Source organism: Porphyromonas macacae DSM 20710 = JCM 13914 (genome assembly GCF_000379945.1).
Taxonomy (GTDB): domain Bacteria; phylum Bacteroidota; class Bacteroidia; order Bacteroidales; family Porphyromonadaceae; genus Porphyromonas; species Porphyromonas macacae.
The window spans coordinates 486,976-502,363 of record NZ_KB904124.1 but is presented as its reverse complement, the minus strand read 5'-3'; the positions used below and the strand labels follow the sequence as shown (position 1 = coordinate 502,363).

Sequence of the window (15,388 nt, the reverse complement as noted above, 5' to 3'; positions counted from 1 at the left end):
ATTAGTCAAGTGTAAAACTTAAACCCAAGCCCTTAAGCTCATTGAGCAATACATTAAGTGACTCAGGAATACCCGGAGTGGGCATAGGATCACCTTTAACAATTGCCTCATAAGCTTTAGAGCGTCCGGCCACGTCATCAGACTTAATGGTAAGTATCTCCTGAAGAATGTGAGAAGCCCCGAATGCCTCCAAGGCCCAAACCTCCATCTCTCCAAAACGCTGACCACCGAACTGAGCCTTACCACCCAAAGGTTGTTGGGTAATCAATGAATATGGGCCAATGGAACGGGCGTGCATCTTATCATCTACCATGTGTCCCAACTTCAAAAAGTAGGTGACTCCCACAGTGGCAGGTTGATCGAATCTCTCACCGGTACCACCGTCATAGAGATAAGTTTTACCATTACGGGCCAACCCGGCCTTATCTGTCCATTCATTCATGTGATCCAAGGTCGCTCCGTCAAAAATAGGAGTAGCAAACTTCACCCCTAATTTCCTTCCGGACCAACCCAAAACGGCTTCGAAAATCTGTCCGAGGTTCATACGGGAGGGTACGCCAAGCGGGTTAAGACAAATATCAACCGGAGTACCATCTTCAAGGAAAGGCATGTCCTCCTGGCGCACAATCTTTGACACAATACCTTTATTACCATGGCGGCCGGCCATTTTATCGCCAACCTGAATCTTCCGTTTCTTGGCAATATAGACCTTGGCCAATTGGACTATACCGGCAGGCAATTCATCACCTACGGTTTCATCCAATTTACGACGGCGCAATTCGGCATCATTTTCTTTAGATTTTCTTATATAATTCAGGCTTACGGCTTTAATCAACTCGTTCGTCTTTTCGTTATCGGTCCAATCGCTCAATTGAATTTCATCAAAATGCAACCCCTTTAACTCCGATCGAATAAATTTGCTGCCGGGCTTGATAATATCTTTGTTCAGATAGTCTTTGACGCTTTTACATGTTTTGCCTTCTGTCAAAGTCATTAATTTATCAACCAGTTTTTCCTTGAGATTATTCTCCCTTGCTGCATATTCAGCATCCAAACGCTCAACAATTTCTTTTGTTTCACCGCGTCCTTTCTTACGAGAAGCTTTAGAGAATAATTTAGTATCCACAACAACCCCCTTCAAGGAAGGTGTAGCCTTAAGCGAAGCATCTTTCACATCACCGGCTTTATCACCAAAAATTGCACGAAGTAATTTTTCTTCTGGAGTAGGATCCGATTCGCCTTTAGGCGTTATCTTGCCAATAAGAATATCTCCGGGCACAATGTGAGCACCTATACGTACGATACCGTTTGCATCCAAATCTTTTGTGGCATCATCACTCACGTTAGGAATATCCTTCGTCAATTCTTCGATACCGCGTTTTGTTTCACGTACTTCCAAAGAATACTCATCCACGTGAACAGAAGTGTAAAAATCTTCACGCACCATACGTTCGTTCAACACGACAGCATCCTCATAGTTATATCCTTTCCAGGGCATATATGCAACCAGCACATTCCGTCCCAAAGCCAACTCTCCATTCTCAGTAGAATAACCTTCAGTCAGGATCTGTCCCGGCATCACATGATCTCCGGCATGACAGATAGGACGCAAATCTATTGTTGTGCTTTGATTCGTTTTGCGGAACTTGGGTAACTCATAAGTTGTAACAGGATCATCAAAACTTACGAACTCTTCTTCCTCGGAACGCAGATATTTAATCTTAATAGTAGTAGCATCAACAAATACAACATCGCCTTCACGCTCAGCCACTACTTGAGTACGTGAATCTTGAATAAGTTTACCTTCAATACCTGTTCCTACGATAGGAGCCTCCGGTTTAATCAGAGGAACGGCCTGGCGCATCATGTTCGATCCCATCAATGCACGGTTGGCATCATCATGTTCCAAGAAAGGAATAAGCGCTGCAGCAATAGAAGCAATTTGAGAAGGAGAAACGTCTATCAAATCCACTTTCTCAGGCTCAACCACAGGGAAGTCCGATTCAAAACGAGATTTAATACGTTCATATACAAAATGACCGTTATCATCTACGACAGCATTACCCTGAGCGACAATCTTATCCTCCTCTTCTTCGGCAGTATAGTATTCCAGTCCTTTCTCCGAATAATCAACCACACCATTGTTTACCTTACGATAAGGAGTGGTAATGAATCCAAGATCATTAATCTTGGCATAAACACATAAAGACGAAATCAAACCGATGTTCGGACCTTCAGGTGTTTCAATAGGACATAAACGACCATAGTGCGTATAGTGAACGTCACGCACTTCAAAACCGGCACGCTCACGACTCAATCCTCCGGGGCCCAAAGCGGACAAACGTCGTTTGTGAGTAATCTCAGCCAGAGGATTTGTTTGATCCATGAATTGAGAAAGAGCATTCGTTCCGAAGAAAGTATTCACCACGGAAGAAATCGTTTTGGCATTCACCAAATCTACCGGAGTAAACACCTCATTATCACGAACGTTCATACGATCCCGTACTGTACGGGCCATACGGGCCAAACCTACACCAAATTGATTATAAAGCTGCTCACCCACTGTTCGTACACGGCGATTAGACAAGTGGTCTATATCATCCACCACAGCTTTGGAGTTAACTAATTGAATCAGATATTTAATAATTTCAATAATATCTTCATTAGTCAACACACGATTATCCGGATCAATGTCCAGATTTAATTTTTTATTAAGTCTGTATCGACCGACATCGCCCAAATCATAACGTTTATCAGAGAAAAAGAGATTGGTGATTACCTCCCGTGCACTGTTGTCATCTGCAGGGTCGGAGTTACGCAACAATCGATAGATATAATTCAGGGCATCGTGCTCGGAATTACATGGGTCTTTTTGTAATGTGTTAAAAATCAAGGCATATTCAGACGTAGTGGGGTCATCTTTATGCAAAATCACGGTTTTAACACCGGATTCGATAATCGTATCAATTACATCCTCCGTCAGTTCTACTTCACGCTCAACCAGAATAACCGTACGTTCCATACTTACCACTTCTCCGGTATCCTCATCACTCAGATCATCGAAGTAAGTATTGACAATACGAGCAGCTATTTTTTGGCCGAGATGCTTTTTCAAAGTCGCTTTATTAGCTTTAACCTCTTCACACAGATTGAAAAGTTCTAAAATTTGCTTGTCAGACTCATAACCGATAGCCCTCAAAAGTGTGGTTACTGGCAACTTTTTCTTACGGTCAATATACGCATACATGGCATTATTAATGTCCGTAGCAAATTCAATCCAAGAACCTTTGAAGGGGATAATACGCGCCGAATACAACATTGTTCGGTTAGTATGTAAAGTCTGCCCAAAGAATACCCCCGGAGAACGATGTAACTGAGATACAACTACACGCTCGGCACCATTGATTACAAAAGTACCGGATTCGGTCATATAAGGGATCGGCCCCAAGTAAACATCCTGTATAACCGTATCAAAATCCTCATGATCGGGATCTGTGCAATACAGTTTCAACTTTGCTTTGAGAGGCACACTATAAGTAAGACCACGACTTAAACATTCCTCAATAGTGTATTTGGGCGGATCTACATAATAGTCCAGAAACTCAAGAACAAAATTATTTCGGGTATCTGTAATGGGAAAATTTTCAGCAAACACTTTATATAATCCCTCCTTTTTTCTTCTTTCCGGAGGAGTGTCTAATTGAAAAAAGTCACTGAAAGACTTTAGTTGTACTTCAAGAAAGTCCGGAAATTGCAACGGATTCTTTACTGAAGCGAAATTTATTCTCTGTTTTTTTTGCAGTTGAGCCATGTAAATTCAGGAGTATAGTTTGCTTGGGGAATTATAGACACGAAATGGTTAAGACTCCCCTTCACGGGGATTCTTAACCATAAATACCTGAAAATCAGGTGTAAGCACAATTTACTTAAGCTCTACTTCTGCTCCTGCTTCTTCAAGAGCTTTCTTCAGAGCTTCAGCAGTAGCCTTATCAACACCTTCCTTAACATTAGAAGGAGCAGCATCTACCAAATCCTTAGCTTCTTTCAAACCAAGACCGCAGTGTTCTTTAACAGCTTTAACTACTTGCAGTTTAGCAGCACCGGCGCTCTTCAAAACAACATCAAAAGATGTTTTTTCTTCTTCAGCAGCACCTCCGGCAGCAACAGGACCGGCGGCAACAGCAACAGCAGCAGCTGCGGGTTCAATGCCATATTCTTCTTTAAGGATAGTTGCCAGTTCACTAACCTCTTTAACGGTTAGGTTTACCAATTCTTCAGCAATAGCTTTTATATCTGCCATTTTATTTATGTATTAAAAATTATTTTACAAAAAAAGTTGAATTATCTTTCTTCCAAGGTTTTCAACACACCGTGGATAGTCTGACCTGCAGACTGAAGAGAAGAGACTACATTCTTTGCAGGTGATTGCAGCAAAGCAATAACATCTCCAATAAGTTCTTCTTTAGACTTGATAGCAATCAAGTAATCTAAATGCTCACGACCAACATAGATACCTTCTTGTGCATAAGCAGCCTTAAGATAGGGTTTACCCTCACCTTTAGTATCTTTTGTGAATTCTTTAATCAGCTTTGCAGGTGCATTGGCCGATTCAGAAAACATAACAGCCGTATTTCCTTTAAGAGAACCATAGAGTTCGGCAAAATCAACATCAGAAGCAGAAAGAGCAGCACGCATAAGCGTATTCTTAACTACAACCAATTTAACTCCGCTTTTATTACATTGACGTCTCAATGCCGTCGTTTTTTCAGCATTAAGGCCCTCTATATCCGTCAAATAGAAGTGAGGATACTGTTGAATATATCCCTGTAAAACTTCCAATACAGTACTTTTATCTTCCTTTCTCATTACTTAGTTCCTTTCGTTTGATTATTCTTCTACAGACTTAGGATCTACCTTAATGCCCAAACTCATGGTGCTTGAAAGATAAATACTTTTAATATAGGTGCCTTTAGCAGCCGAAGGCTTCAGCTTAATCAAGTGAGAAATAAACTCACGAGCATTGTCACGAATCTGATCAGCCGCAAATGAGACCTTACCGATAGAAGAGTGAATAATACCGGTTTTATCAACCTTAAAATCAATCTTACCGGCCTTAACCTCCTTTACAGCAGAAGCGACATCATTGGTTACCGTTCCGCTTTTGGGGTTCGGCATCAAGCCTCTGGGTCCCAAAACACGTCCGAGCGCACCAATTTTGCCCATGATAGCCGGCATCGTGATAATGACATCAACTTCGGTCCAGCCACCCTTGATTTTTTCAATATATTCATCCAAACCTACGTAATCAGCACCGGCTTGTTTTGCTTCTTCCTCCTTATCCGGAGTACATAGAGCCAGAACCCGAACCTGCTTACCGGTTCCGTGAGGTAATGTTACCACACCACGAACCATCTGATTCGATTTACGGGGATCAATACCCAAGCGAACATCCAAGTCCACAGAAGCGTCGAATTTGGTTGTAGTAATTTCCTTAACCAATTTAGCCGCTTCACTAAGAGTATATTCCTTCCCGGCTTCAATCTTTTCAGATGCTAACTTTTGATTTTTTGTCAGTTTACCCATTTTCTAATTGAAGTTTAATTTCCGGGAAAATCCCCTTTAACCGTTATCCCCATACTGCGGGCAGTACCTGCTACCATCTTCATAGCAGCTTCTACTGTAAAACAGTTGAGGTCTTGCAGTTTATCTTCGGCAATAGTACGAACTTGATCCCATGTTATTTCAGCAACCTTACGTCTGTTCGGTTCATTCGAACCTTTCTTCGCCTTAGTCGCCTCAATCAGTTGAACTGCCACGGGAGGAGTTTTCACTATGAAGTCAAAAGACTTGTCGGAATAATAAGTCACCACAACGGGCAATACTTTTCCGGCTTTGTCTTGAGTTCTGGCATTGAATTGCTTGCAAAACTCCATAATATTCACACCTTTGGCTCCCAATGCAGGGCCAACGGGGGGAGATGGGTTTGCTGCACCTCCTTTAATTTGCAATTTTATTTGTCCAGCAACTTCTTTAGCCATTGTTCAAAAATTAAATTATAAACACAAAATTAGCAACTTAAAAACCGCTACGCTCCGTAACAAACGCATCATTCTTTAGTCACCTGAGCAAAGCTCAATTCCAGCGGAGTTTTTCTTCCGAAAATCTTCACCATTACTTTCAGTCTCTTTTTCTCGGAGTTCACCTCTTCTACGGCAGCCTCAAACCCACTGAAAGCACCGTCGGTAACTTTCACTGTTTCACCCACCATATAAGAAACCTCATATTCTCCTTCAGCATCAGCCATTTGGTCAGCTTTACCCAAAATCCGGTCAACCTCACTCGGTCGAAGCGGCTCGGGCTCACCTTTTCCCAAAAAACCTAAAACATCAGGAGTATTACGCAGTATAAAAGCAACATCCCCAACCAAAGCCGCCTCCACCAGAATATAACCTGGCATATAGTTGCGTTCTTTGATCACTTTCTTGCCATTACGTTGAGTAACGACCTTTTCAGTAGGAATAATGATTCTACCCACATAACGTCCAAGATCCGAGTTCTTTTTTTCCATCTCGAGATATTCACGCACTTTATTCTCCTTACCACTGATGGCACGGAGAACATAAAATTTCTTTTCTGCGTCTTGCATACCTTTCGGTTTTAAATTACAACCCGGTAGACGAGATTCATAACTTCGCTAAAAGCAAAGTCAACAACAAACACAAACAGAGCAATGATAATGGAAGCGATCATCACTACTATTGCGCTGTTAGACAACTCCGAACGAGTAGGCCAAGTAACTTTGTTTACCAACTCGTTATAAGAATCTTTTAATTTGATCCCTATTTTATTAAAAAAACTCATTTTTTGAAAGTATTTGGCACGGGTTGAGAGACTCGAACTCCCGACACCTGGTTTTGGAGACCAGTGCTCTACCAACTGAGCTAAACCCGTATTATAGCTGAGCATGATCGATGATAACCAAGCTCAGCTATATTATAAGTCAAAACAATTAATCTTCCAAAGCCGTAATCTGACCGGCACCTACCGTACGACCACCTTCACGAATAGCGAAACGGAGACCAACATTACATGCTACCGGATAAATCAACTCCACATCAATGGTCACATTGTCACCGGGCATTACCATCTCCGTTCCTTCAGGAAGAGTAATTTCACCGGTTACGTCCAATGTACGGATATAGAATTGAGGACGATATTTATTATGGAATGGAGTATGACGACCGCCTTCTTCTTTCTTCAAGATATAAACCTCGGCTTTGAAGTGTTTGTGAGGTTTAACCTGACCCGGGTGAGCCAAAACCATACCGCGTTTGATTTGATCCTTGTCGATACCGCGAAGCAACAGACCAACGTTATCACCAGCCTGACCCTCATCGAGAAGCTTACGGAACATCTCAACACCCGTCACAACGCTCTTCATACCTTCAGCGCCAAGACCGATAATTTGAACTTCATCACCAACTTTCACGATACCGGTTTCAATACGGCCTGTAGCAACAGTACCACGACCTGTAATTGAGAACACATCTTCCACAGGCATCAAGAAAGGTTTATCCACATCGCGTTCAGGCAGAGGGATCCATGTATCCACAGCATCCATCAACTCCATAATCTTGTCTTCCCATTTAGCATCTCCGTTAAGAGCACCGAGAGCAGAACCACGGATGATCGGAGTATTATCGCCATCAAAGTTATAGAACTCGAGAAGTTCGCGCATATCCATCTCGACAAGCTCCAACATCTCCTCGTCATCAACGATATCACATTTGTTCATAAACACAACCAAACGGGGAACGTTAACCTGACGAGCCAACAAGATGTGCTCACGAGTCTGAGGCATAGGACCGTCGGTAGCAGCCACCACGATGATAGCACCGTCCATCTGAGCAGCACCGGTAACCATGTTCTTTACATAGTCGGCGTGGCCCGGACAGTCAACGTGTGCATAGTGACGATTAGCCGTTTCATACTCAACGTGAGAGGTGTTAATCGTAATACCACGCTCTTTTTCTTCGGGAGCATTGTCAATTGAATCGAATGAACGAAGTTCAGAAAGACCTTTTTTTGCTAAAACGGTTGTAATAGCCGCAGTAAGAGTGGTTTTACCGTGGTCAACGTGACCGATGGTACCGATGTTTACGTGCGGCTTAGTTCTGTTAAAATGTTCTTTTGCCATAACCTTTTATTCTTTAAGTAAGTTCTTTGCTTAATTATTCTCAGACTTCGATCAGAGCCGATGCCGGGACTTGAACCCGGGACCTCTTCCTTACCAAGGAAGTGCTCTACCGCTGAGCTACATTGGCAATTTGATCTAAAGAAAAGTGGGCAGTGATGGATTCGAACCACCGAAGGCGTAAGCCAGCTGAGTTACAGTCAGCCCCATTTGGCCACTCTGGTAACTGCCCCTTTACTAACCACATGCGCTTCGGACTGATCAAATCCTCCCAAAATTCACAAAGTGAGTAATCGGGTGCAAATATAGCGACTTTTTAATTATCACCAAACATTATCACCAATTTATAACACAAGATTTCTCACTCAAACGCTGTTTTGTTACATTAAAAACAATCGTAAATATGCATAAATTCTCATAAAGAGTAAAAATCACACCGGCACTGTTGTATAATTAAGGGCAACAGCACCGATGTGATTTTATCAAATTACAAAGATCACAAGAGCAGCGATCTCGCTAATTCTTCACAACTGATCCGCAAAAGGCCTTACAACAAATGCCAGTCTCTTCGGACTGTTGCCGGTAGAAACTGCACTGTCCTTATTGGCACGCATACTGCGTGCATTCGTTTCATTAATAGACGTGGAAGACCACTGAATACCAAAGGTTCCTACCAAAGTAGATCCTGTTTCTGCCGTTTTCTCACCAAACCCGGCACAGGGGAAATAGCGAACAATATCCTCTGTCGCATTATTTTTCCACCAATCTTCTTTGGCTATTTGCTCCAGCGTCGTTGCGCTTCCGGCTTCACCCAAATAACGCACGGTAATCTTGAAGACCCTATTTCCTGCATTAGGTTTACCATCAGGAATAACTGCATATTCATAACGCCATGCAGATAACATTTCATTCGTTTGAGCTGCAGGAGCACCCTCTTCGGTTTTATCTGTTTTCTTAAAGCGAATAGCATAAGTTATTCCTTCTCCGGCATTCTTTGCCCCCGGGTTCAAATAATCCGCTGCATAAGTGTTGAAATCCGCCCCTACTTTAATACTTTCAATCAGGTTCAACGCTTCTTTCTTTTCTTTTCCAAAAAAGACTGCGCCTGCAGATGGAACAACACCGCGCCACTCTTGCTGAGAAGGCAAGTGATAACCCGCGGGCATTTTCATGGTAGTGGCATCTGACCATACATAATACCAACCATAATCAAAAGGAGATGCAGCAAAAGTCAATTTATCAACCGCACCCTGAAGATTTTGCTCTGCCACATATTCGATAGAGAGGTTGGGCTTCGCAAGTTTCTCTACCACTGTAACCTTACATACGGCTGTCTTGTCTCCGGCTTTTGCCGTAATATCGACTACACCTACAGTCACAGCAGTAACTTTTCCGGTTTTATCGACAGTTGCAATTTTATCATCAGAAGAAGACCAGGTAACATCTTGAGGAGCAACACTGGGTTTTACTGTGGCTTTAATCACAAAAGTCTGTCCTTTAGCCAAAGTTTTTTGAACAGGATTAACCTCTACTGCCGTAACTTTTACCTCACCTTTATAAATAGTAAACGTCTGTCCTTTATATGTGATAATAATAGCATCTTCCGTTTCTGTAATATTCAGATCCACTGTGGCATCAGTGCCTTTGGCACGCACAGGGTTTCCATCTTTATCCAAAACTCGCTGCCAGGTTTTTCCGCCGTCCAGGCTGGTTTCCCAATATCCTTCAGCATCGACACGCATTTTAGGAGTAACTCCATCCTGACCTTCGGCTTTAATCTTTTTGCCGTTAGCATCCAGCATAAATTCCCCGTTAATCGTCCAGTAGAGTATGCCATCAGCATCTTTCTTTACACCAACAATGGGTTTTTCCCCATCTCTACCGTTTTTCAGGGTAATCTTGGAACCATCGCTCATCACCAACTCATATCCGCTTCCATCGGGCAGTTCGGAATAAGACGTAATGGATTTCTTTTGATTCAGAGCATCCACTAAACCTTTGAGTTGTTTAATGTCATCGTTCGCCGTCTTGGTCAACTTCTCCAAGGCATTCAAGCGCCCTTCATGTTCGTCCAGTCTTCGGTTAACATCATCCAGATTTGTACAACCGGTCAATAAAAGCGCCGGTAATAACAAAATCATAAAAAGCTTCTTTACCATCAGATAAAATTTTAAAGGTTAATGAAAAAAATAAGAATAATCCTCTGTCAAAATCCTAAGCCAAAATTTGATAAGGCAAGCGAATCTTTATTAACTAAAAACTACATCCCAACCGCGGCAGATAGGCACAATGCAGGTTTATTCGCTCAGAGAAAGACGAGCCTTAAAAACGTGTTCGATACCCCAAAAATCGAAAATTGACAAGGCTCAATAAAACACATTGAGTCACGAGTAAAATACTCGTGACTACTACACTATACTAAAAGCTCAGAAATATGAGATATGACACAAAGGATTTTTCCGTTTTTATTATTTATTTTACCGCTTTTATTCCCCACTTCTTCTAATTTCTTTGTCTCTTGCATCTTTACGCTTGCGTATCTGCCTGCGTAAAGCTTCCACTGTAGCATCCACGGCAGCCTCAAAACTATCGGATACTTTTTCGGCAAAAAAATCATATCCCTTTACATGCAAACGCACAGACGCTTCTTTATTATTGGCTGTCTCCGGCTTTAACACCTTAAGGATTACATCGGCAGCCTGTATATCATCAGCGAATTGATCCAATTTTGAAACTTTCTTCGTAATAAATCCTTCGAGTTGCTGAGTAGCATCGAAATGAATTGCTTGAATTCTTACTTCCATGGTCGTTGACTTTTGTGCTCTGGGATGAGCGTTATACATCATTTGCAGTTGTCTGAAAGTGGTATGGGTATATTGCACCGTAGTCGATATACGCTCATGGCCCAACAATTCCTTTATTGCCATCAAATCCGCTCCTTCATTAAGCAAGTCGGTAGCAAAAGAATGCCTCAACGTATGCGGACCGCGTCGCGACAGATTAGGTACGCCCTGCAAAAACCGATAAACCACAGGATAAACCTCTTCAGCTTTCATAGGCCTGCCTTTCAAAGATACAAAGAAAAATTTCGGATTACCAACTTTTTTGTCTCGAATAATACGCCATTTTTTTATCATTCCGGATAACCTTTCTCCAAATGGAATGATCCGTTCTTTATCTCCTTTCCCCAACACCTTCAAACAGCGTCCGGCTACATCCACATCAAGGTCTTGCAAACCCGACAATTCTGCCCGTCGCATACCGGTCTCATACAGCATCTCCACCATAAGGCGATCACGAACCTGCACAAAGTCTTCTTCATCTTCCAACGGCTCATCCAAAAGACGCAACATATCTCTCTGAGACACATACGCAGGCAATGGCTTCTCTTTCTTCGGCCCCCGAAGTTCGGCTACCGGGTTCATCGCAACACAACCGCATCTATGCAAATAGCGATAAAATGCCTTAACAGCACTAAGACGCCGGTTTACGCTCGTGGCTTTTTGCCCTTGATCAAGCATATTCAACATCCACCCGCGCACCAAATCCACATCTCTCTCTCCGGGCTCAAAGTCCTCGCCCACCTGTTTTCTGGCAAATGCAACATAAGCCTCCAAATCCGTAGCATAAGCCACCAAAGTCGCCTCAGAACGATTCTGCTCATACCGCATATATTGAATAAAACGATTTAGCAACGTTTTCTCCATCATCCCTATTTCTTCATTAAAAACAGATAAATTTCAACTCATCTGCCCCTTGGCACATCGGCGTACCTTGGGAAAGCCACTTAACAATTTCAAGTTAATAAAAAAGGTTGTAAACAAATGTCCCGAACACCAAAAGATTGATATTCGGGACATTCAATATGGGATATAATCTGTACGCTCCGGCAGAATTCTCAACAATGTAACGTAAATAGTACATTTTCCGCCTCAAAAGGGCTATAGCCAAAAGGGCATTTGCACGAATTATTCCCTAAAAAGGAATACGGCAACGTCTTCTACATTTCTTCCTGCTGGCGCAGATGATTCACGTAGATGGCTTTTTCCATCTGCTTGCGCTTTGCTACTGAAGGCTTTGTGAAAGCTTGACGTGCACGAAGTTCGCGAACGGCACCCGTACGTTCAAACTTACGCTTAAATCTCTTCAGAGCTCTTTCGATGTTTTCGCCCTCTTTCAATGGAACTACGATCATAATTTTGTCTCCTTATTTATTGATTATAACTTATTCTATTCATTATGAGGCATTATCTGCCAATCGGACTGCAAATTTATAGATTATTTTTTTATAATCAAAACCAAAGTCATCTGCTTTATTCCAACCCATGCTCCTGAAGCACCTCGGCCCGACTCTTAGATTTAATTACAAAATAAACACCCACAAAGATGAGTAATGTGGCAAAAAGTTTTAACACGTTAAACTGCTCCATACCCATCATCAGCGCAAGCAGAGTAGCTACAATGGGCTGCACATAATTATACATACTCACCACCGTTGGTCGCAGTACTTTCTGACCAACGGGCATCAAGAAATAAGCAAGGAAAGTGGCTCCGAAAACCACAAAAAGCATTTGCCACCAGAACGACACAGTCAGCGAACCGTAATTTATCTCAACGGCAAAAGGTAAACATACCGGCAAACCTACTATAAAACTAAAAGTAAAAAGCCATTTCATCAATGTGACGGGAGAATATCTTTCAATGATATCGCTAAACAGCGTTAGATAAAGCACAAACGAGAGCATAGCAATAAATCCCATAAAATCACCGAACATCGAACCCGATGCAGCACTACCGGCTCTACCGGCAAAAACGAGGATAACAGCCCCCAATGCACCTAACGAAACCCCAAAAATCTTCTTACCCGTAAGAGGTTCATGCAACACAAAAGCAGCCAGTATCATGGTCAGAATAGGAGCCATGCTGGATATAAGACTGATATTGACAGGCGAAGCATTGAGCAATCCGAACACTGCACCCGACTGGTTGCAGACCACAGCAAACATCGCAGCCCAAAAGATTTTAGGCCAGTCTTTTTTCCGAACCTTCTCACGCGGAGTAAAAAAAGACAAAATCCAGAAAAAGACCATCGCACCACCCCACCGCATCAACGAGTGGGTAAGCGGGTCCACTGCGTTATTCATACTCCCCACGGCATCGAAAGCCGCTACCGTATTTTTAGTCAACGGGGCATTTACTCCCCAGATAAACGAAGCACAAAAAAGCGAAATGTGACCTACATATTTCTTCATCTTTCCAATCTATACATTCAAATTATGCGGCACAAAGATAGTCAAAGTCATCCTTAACAAATACCATCAAAGACCTCCTTCACCATCTACCGGCATATATTATATATGGACAACATAGAAAATCAAAATATACAGAAAGCTGCCCTGCGACTTTTATCGTCGAGGCAGCTTCCTTTAATCGATCGAAAACAAGGAAAAATCTTATCCTAATTTCTCCAACTCCACCGTAAAGTGGCGCATCACAGGTGCTTCATAAGTAATCTTATAACCGCGGGTTATACTCTCTCTACGGTCGTACACATTCTTCAATGCTGCCGCTATCACATCCATATGATTGTTCGTATAAGTACGACGGGGGATAGCCAAACGCAACAATTCGAGTCTCGGATAGCGATTCTCACGGGTTACCGGATCACGATCTGCCAAAATAGAACCAATCTCCACTCCGCGAATACCCGCTTCGAGGTAAAGCTCTACACCTAAAGTTTGAGCGATAAACTCCTCTTTGGGCACACGGGTAAGAATCTGCTTTGCATCCACAAAAATAGCATGACCGCCGGCAGGACGCTGATAAGGGATACCGTACTCATCCAACTTTTTACCCAAATACTCAACCTGTTTAATCCGGGTTTCCAGCGTATCGAACTCGGTTCCTTCATCCAATCCTTGTGCCAATGCATTCATATCTCGCCCGCTCATACCTCCATAAGTAATAAAGCCTTCATTCATGACGCAAAACATCTGGCATTTTTTCCAAAGTTCCTCATCTTTGAAAGCCACAAAACCACCCATATTAACAATGGCATCTTTCTTACTGGACATGGTCATGATATCCGCATAAGAATAGATTTCTTTAACAATTTCCTTAATGGTTTTATCGGCATAACCTTCCTCACGAGTTTTGATAAAGTAAGCATTTTCCGCAAAACGCGCAGAGTCAAGCAACAACTTCACATCATACTTGCGACACAGGGCAGAAACATCCCGGATATTCTTCATGGAAACAGGCTGACCGCCGGCAGTATTATTCGTGATGGTCAACACTACACAAGGAATCTTTTCATGAGGAGTTTCACGCAACACTTTTTCCAGTTTATCCAAATCCATCTCTCCCTTAAACGGTAACTGCAATTGGGTATCAGCAGCTGCGTCGATGGTACAGTCCGGAGCAAACGCCCTGCGATATTCTATATGTCCCTTCGTCGTATCGAAGTGAGAATTGCCAGGCAGTACATCACCCTCTTTCACAATCGTAGAAAAGAGCACATTTTCTGCTGCACGTCCCTGATGGGTAGGCAGAAAATAATCAAACCCCAATATGTCTTTGATGGCAGCTTTCATCTTATAATAAGAGCGTGCACCGGCATAGCTTTCATCTCCCAATATCAACTCAGACCACTGTTTGTCGCTCATGGCTCCCGTGCCGGAGTCGGTAAGCAAATCGATAAACACATGATCACTCTTCAACATAAAAAGATTATACTTGGCTTCTTTGATCCATTGCTCACGTTCCTGACGTGTACTTTTTCGGATCGGCTCTACCATTTTAATGCGGTAGGATTCTGAAAAGGGCAGTTCCATGTCTATACTTTTTTAGATTTAAAATATTATTGAAAATCACACTAACAATCTTTCTATTTTCTCAAAAGAAAAATTTCGCGATATATTCTATCGTTTCCCATGGTTATATACAATACTCAAACCGATAGATTTAAACAAATATAATGATAGCTTTTGAATAAAAACCATCATTATACTTTTCTACTGCATCTTCCCAATAATAGCAGAAATTACTAAAGCCTTATAGGCTTTTCATTTAGCTAAACAAGCCGTTTTTATCTACAATAGTAGAAATTACTGAAGCCTTATAGGCTCCTTATCAATTAATACAAGCTTCTTCAATCTACAATAGTAGAAATTACTAAAGCCTTATAGGCCTTAA

The 15,388-nt window shown here is 42.2% G+C and carries 13 protein-coding genes and 3 tRNA genes; all 16 read right to left on the bottom strand.

Annotated elements, in window-relative coordinates; all coding sequences use genetic code 11:
* Window position 1: 1 nt before the first annotated feature.
* Window positions 2-3,811 carry a DNA-directed RNA polymerase subunit beta gene (gene rpoB / locus A3GI_RS0102370; protein WP_018359877.1) on the bottom strand — a complete coding sequence of 1,270 codons (3,810 nt, stop codon included), beginning with the start codon at window positions 3,809-3,811 and terminating at the stop codon, window positions 2-4.
* A 111-nt stretch (window positions 3,812-3,922) separates the two neighbouring features.
* Window positions 3,923-4,300, bottom strand: a complete 378-nt coding sequence (rplL, locus tag A3GI_RS0102365; protein WP_018359876.1) for a 50S ribosomal protein L7/L12 — start codon at window positions 4,298-4,300, stop codon at window positions 3,923-3,925.
* Window positions 4,301-4,341: 41 nt separating this feature from the next.
* Window positions 4,342-4,866, bottom strand: a complete 525-nt coding sequence (rplJ, locus tag A3GI_RS0102360) for a 50S ribosomal protein L10 (RefSeq protein ID WP_018359875.1) — start codon at window positions 4,864-4,866, stop codon at window positions 4,342-4,344.
* A 21-nt stretch (window positions 4,867-4,887) separates the two neighbouring features.
* Window positions 4,888-5,583: a 50S ribosomal protein L1 gene (gene rplA, locus A3GI_RS0102355; protein ID WP_018359874.1), complete on the bottom strand. Its 696-nt coding sequence runs from the start codon at window positions 5,581-5,583 to the stop codon at window positions 4,888-4,890.
* 14 nt (window positions 5,584-5,597) lie between these two features.
* Complete coding sequence (rplK, locus tag A3GI_RS0102350; RefSeq protein ID WP_018359873.1) at window positions 5,598-6,038, bottom strand: 50S ribosomal protein L11; 441 nt, start codon at window positions 6,036-6,038, stop codon at window positions 5,598-5,600.
* Between the two features lie 68 nt (window positions 6,039-6,106).
* Window positions 6,107-6,646 (bottom strand): transcription termination/antitermination protein NusG, encoded by a 540-nt coding sequence (nusG, locus tag A3GI_RS0102345; protein WP_018359872.1) that lies wholly within the window; start codon window positions 6,644-6,646, stop codon window positions 6,107-6,109.
* An 11-nt stretch (window positions 6,647-6,657) separates the two neighbouring features.
* Window positions 6,658-6,861 (bottom strand): preprotein translocase subunit SecE, encoded by a 204-nt coding sequence (gene secE / locus A3GI_RS11950; protein ID WP_025079316.1) that lies wholly within the window; start codon window positions 6,859-6,861, stop codon window positions 6,658-6,660.
* A 14-nt stretch (window positions 6,862-6,875) separates the two neighbouring features.
* Window positions 6,876-6,951 (bottom strand) — tRNA-Trp (locus tag A3GI_RS0102335).
* A gap of 58 nt (window positions 6,952-7,009) precedes the next feature.
* A complete protein-coding gene (tuf, locus tag A3GI_RS0102330) occupies window positions 7,010-8,197 on the bottom strand; it encodes an elongation factor Tu (protein WP_018359871.1) in 1,188 nt (395 codons plus the stop codon).
* Between the two features lie 55 nt (window positions 8,198-8,252).
* A tRNA-Thr gene (locus A3GI_RS0102325) sits at window positions 8,253-8,324 on the bottom strand.
* A gap of 19 nt (window positions 8,325-8,343) precedes the next feature.
* Window positions 8,344-8,426: transfer RNA gene (locus tag A3GI_RS0102320), tRNA-Tyr, on the bottom strand.
* A 292-nt stretch (window positions 8,427-8,718) separates the two neighbouring features.
* Window positions 8,719-10,353, bottom strand: coding sequence for a PL29 family lyase N-terminal domain-containing protein (locus tag A3GI_RS11110; protein ID WP_026215880.1), 1,635 nt, complete (start codon window positions 10,351-10,353; stop codon window positions 8,719-8,721).
* Window positions 10,354-10,680: 327 nt separating this feature from the next.
* Window positions 10,681-11,904: a ribosome hibernation-promoting factor, HPF/YfiA family gene (gene hpf, locus A3GI_RS0102305; RefSeq protein WP_244861529.1), complete on the bottom strand. Its 1,224-nt coding sequence runs from the start codon at window positions 11,902-11,904 to the stop codon at window positions 10,681-10,683.
* A 290-nt stretch (window positions 11,905-12,194) separates the two neighbouring features.
* Window positions 12,195-12,389, bottom strand: a complete 195-nt coding sequence (gene rpsU / locus A3GI_RS0102295) for a 30S ribosomal protein S21 (RefSeq protein ID WP_018359867.1) — start codon at window positions 12,387-12,389, stop codon at window positions 12,195-12,197.
* Between the two features lie 118 nt (window positions 12,390-12,507).
* Window positions 12,508-13,446, bottom strand: coding sequence for a DMT family transporter (locus A3GI_RS0102290; RefSeq protein WP_018359866.1), 939 nt, complete (start codon window positions 13,444-13,446; stop codon window positions 12,508-12,510).
* Between the two features lie 201 nt (window positions 13,447-13,647).
* Complete coding sequence (locus A3GI_RS0102285) at window positions 13,648-15,027, bottom strand: tryptophanase (protein ID WP_018359865.1); 1,380 nt, start codon at window positions 15,025-15,027, stop codon at window positions 13,648-13,650.
* Between the last annotated feature and the right edge of the window lie 361 nt (window positions 15,028-15,388).

Coding starts and splice junctions, on each gene's coding strand:
- rpoB (WP_018359877.1), bottom strand. CDS start 3,811: ATGGCTCAACTGCAAAAAAAACAGAGAATAAATTTCGCTTCAGTAAAG.
- rplL (WP_018359876.1), bottom strand. CDS start 4,300: ATGGCAGATATAAAAGCTATTGCTGAAGAATTGGTAAACCTAACCGTT.
- rplJ (WP_018359875.1), bottom strand. CDS start 4,866: ATGAGAAAGGAAGATAAAAGTACTGTATTGGAAGTTTTACAGGGATAT.
- rplA (WP_018359874.1), bottom strand. CDS start 5,583: ATGGGTAAACTGACAAAAAATCAAAAGTTAGCATCTGAAAAGATTGAA.
- rplK (WP_018359873.1), bottom strand. CDS start 6,038: ATGGCTAAAGAAGTTGCTGGACAAATAAAATTGCAAATTAAAGGAGGT.
- nusG (WP_018359872.1), bottom strand. CDS start 6,646: ATGCAAGACGCAGAAAAGAAATTTTATGTTCTCCGTGCCATCAGTGGT.
- secE (WP_025079316.1), bottom strand. CDS start 6,861: ATGAGTTTTTTTAATAAAATAGGGATCAAATTAAAAGATTCTTATAAC.
- tuf (WP_018359871.1), bottom strand. CDS start 8,197: ATGGCAAAAGAACATTTTAACAGAACTAAGCCGCACGTAAACATCGGT.
- A3GI_RS11110 (WP_026215880.1), bottom strand. CDS start 10,353: ATGGTAAAGAAGCTTTTTATGATTTTGTTATTACCGGCGCTTTTATTG.
- hpf (WP_244861529.1), bottom strand. CDS start 11,904: ATGATGGAGAAAACGTTGCTAAATCGTTTTATTCAATATATGCGGTAT.
- rpsU (WP_018359867.1), bottom strand. CDS start 12,389: ATGATCGTAGTTCCATTGAAAGAGGGCGAAAACATCGAAAGAGCTCTG.
- A3GI_RS0102290 (WP_018359866.1), bottom strand. CDS start 13,446: ATGAAGAAATATGTAGGTCACATTTCGCTTTTTTGTGCTTCGTTTATC.
- A3GI_RS0102285 (WP_018359865.1), bottom strand. CDS start 15,027: ATGGAACTGCCCTTTTCAGAATCCTACCGCATTAAAATGGTAGAGCCG.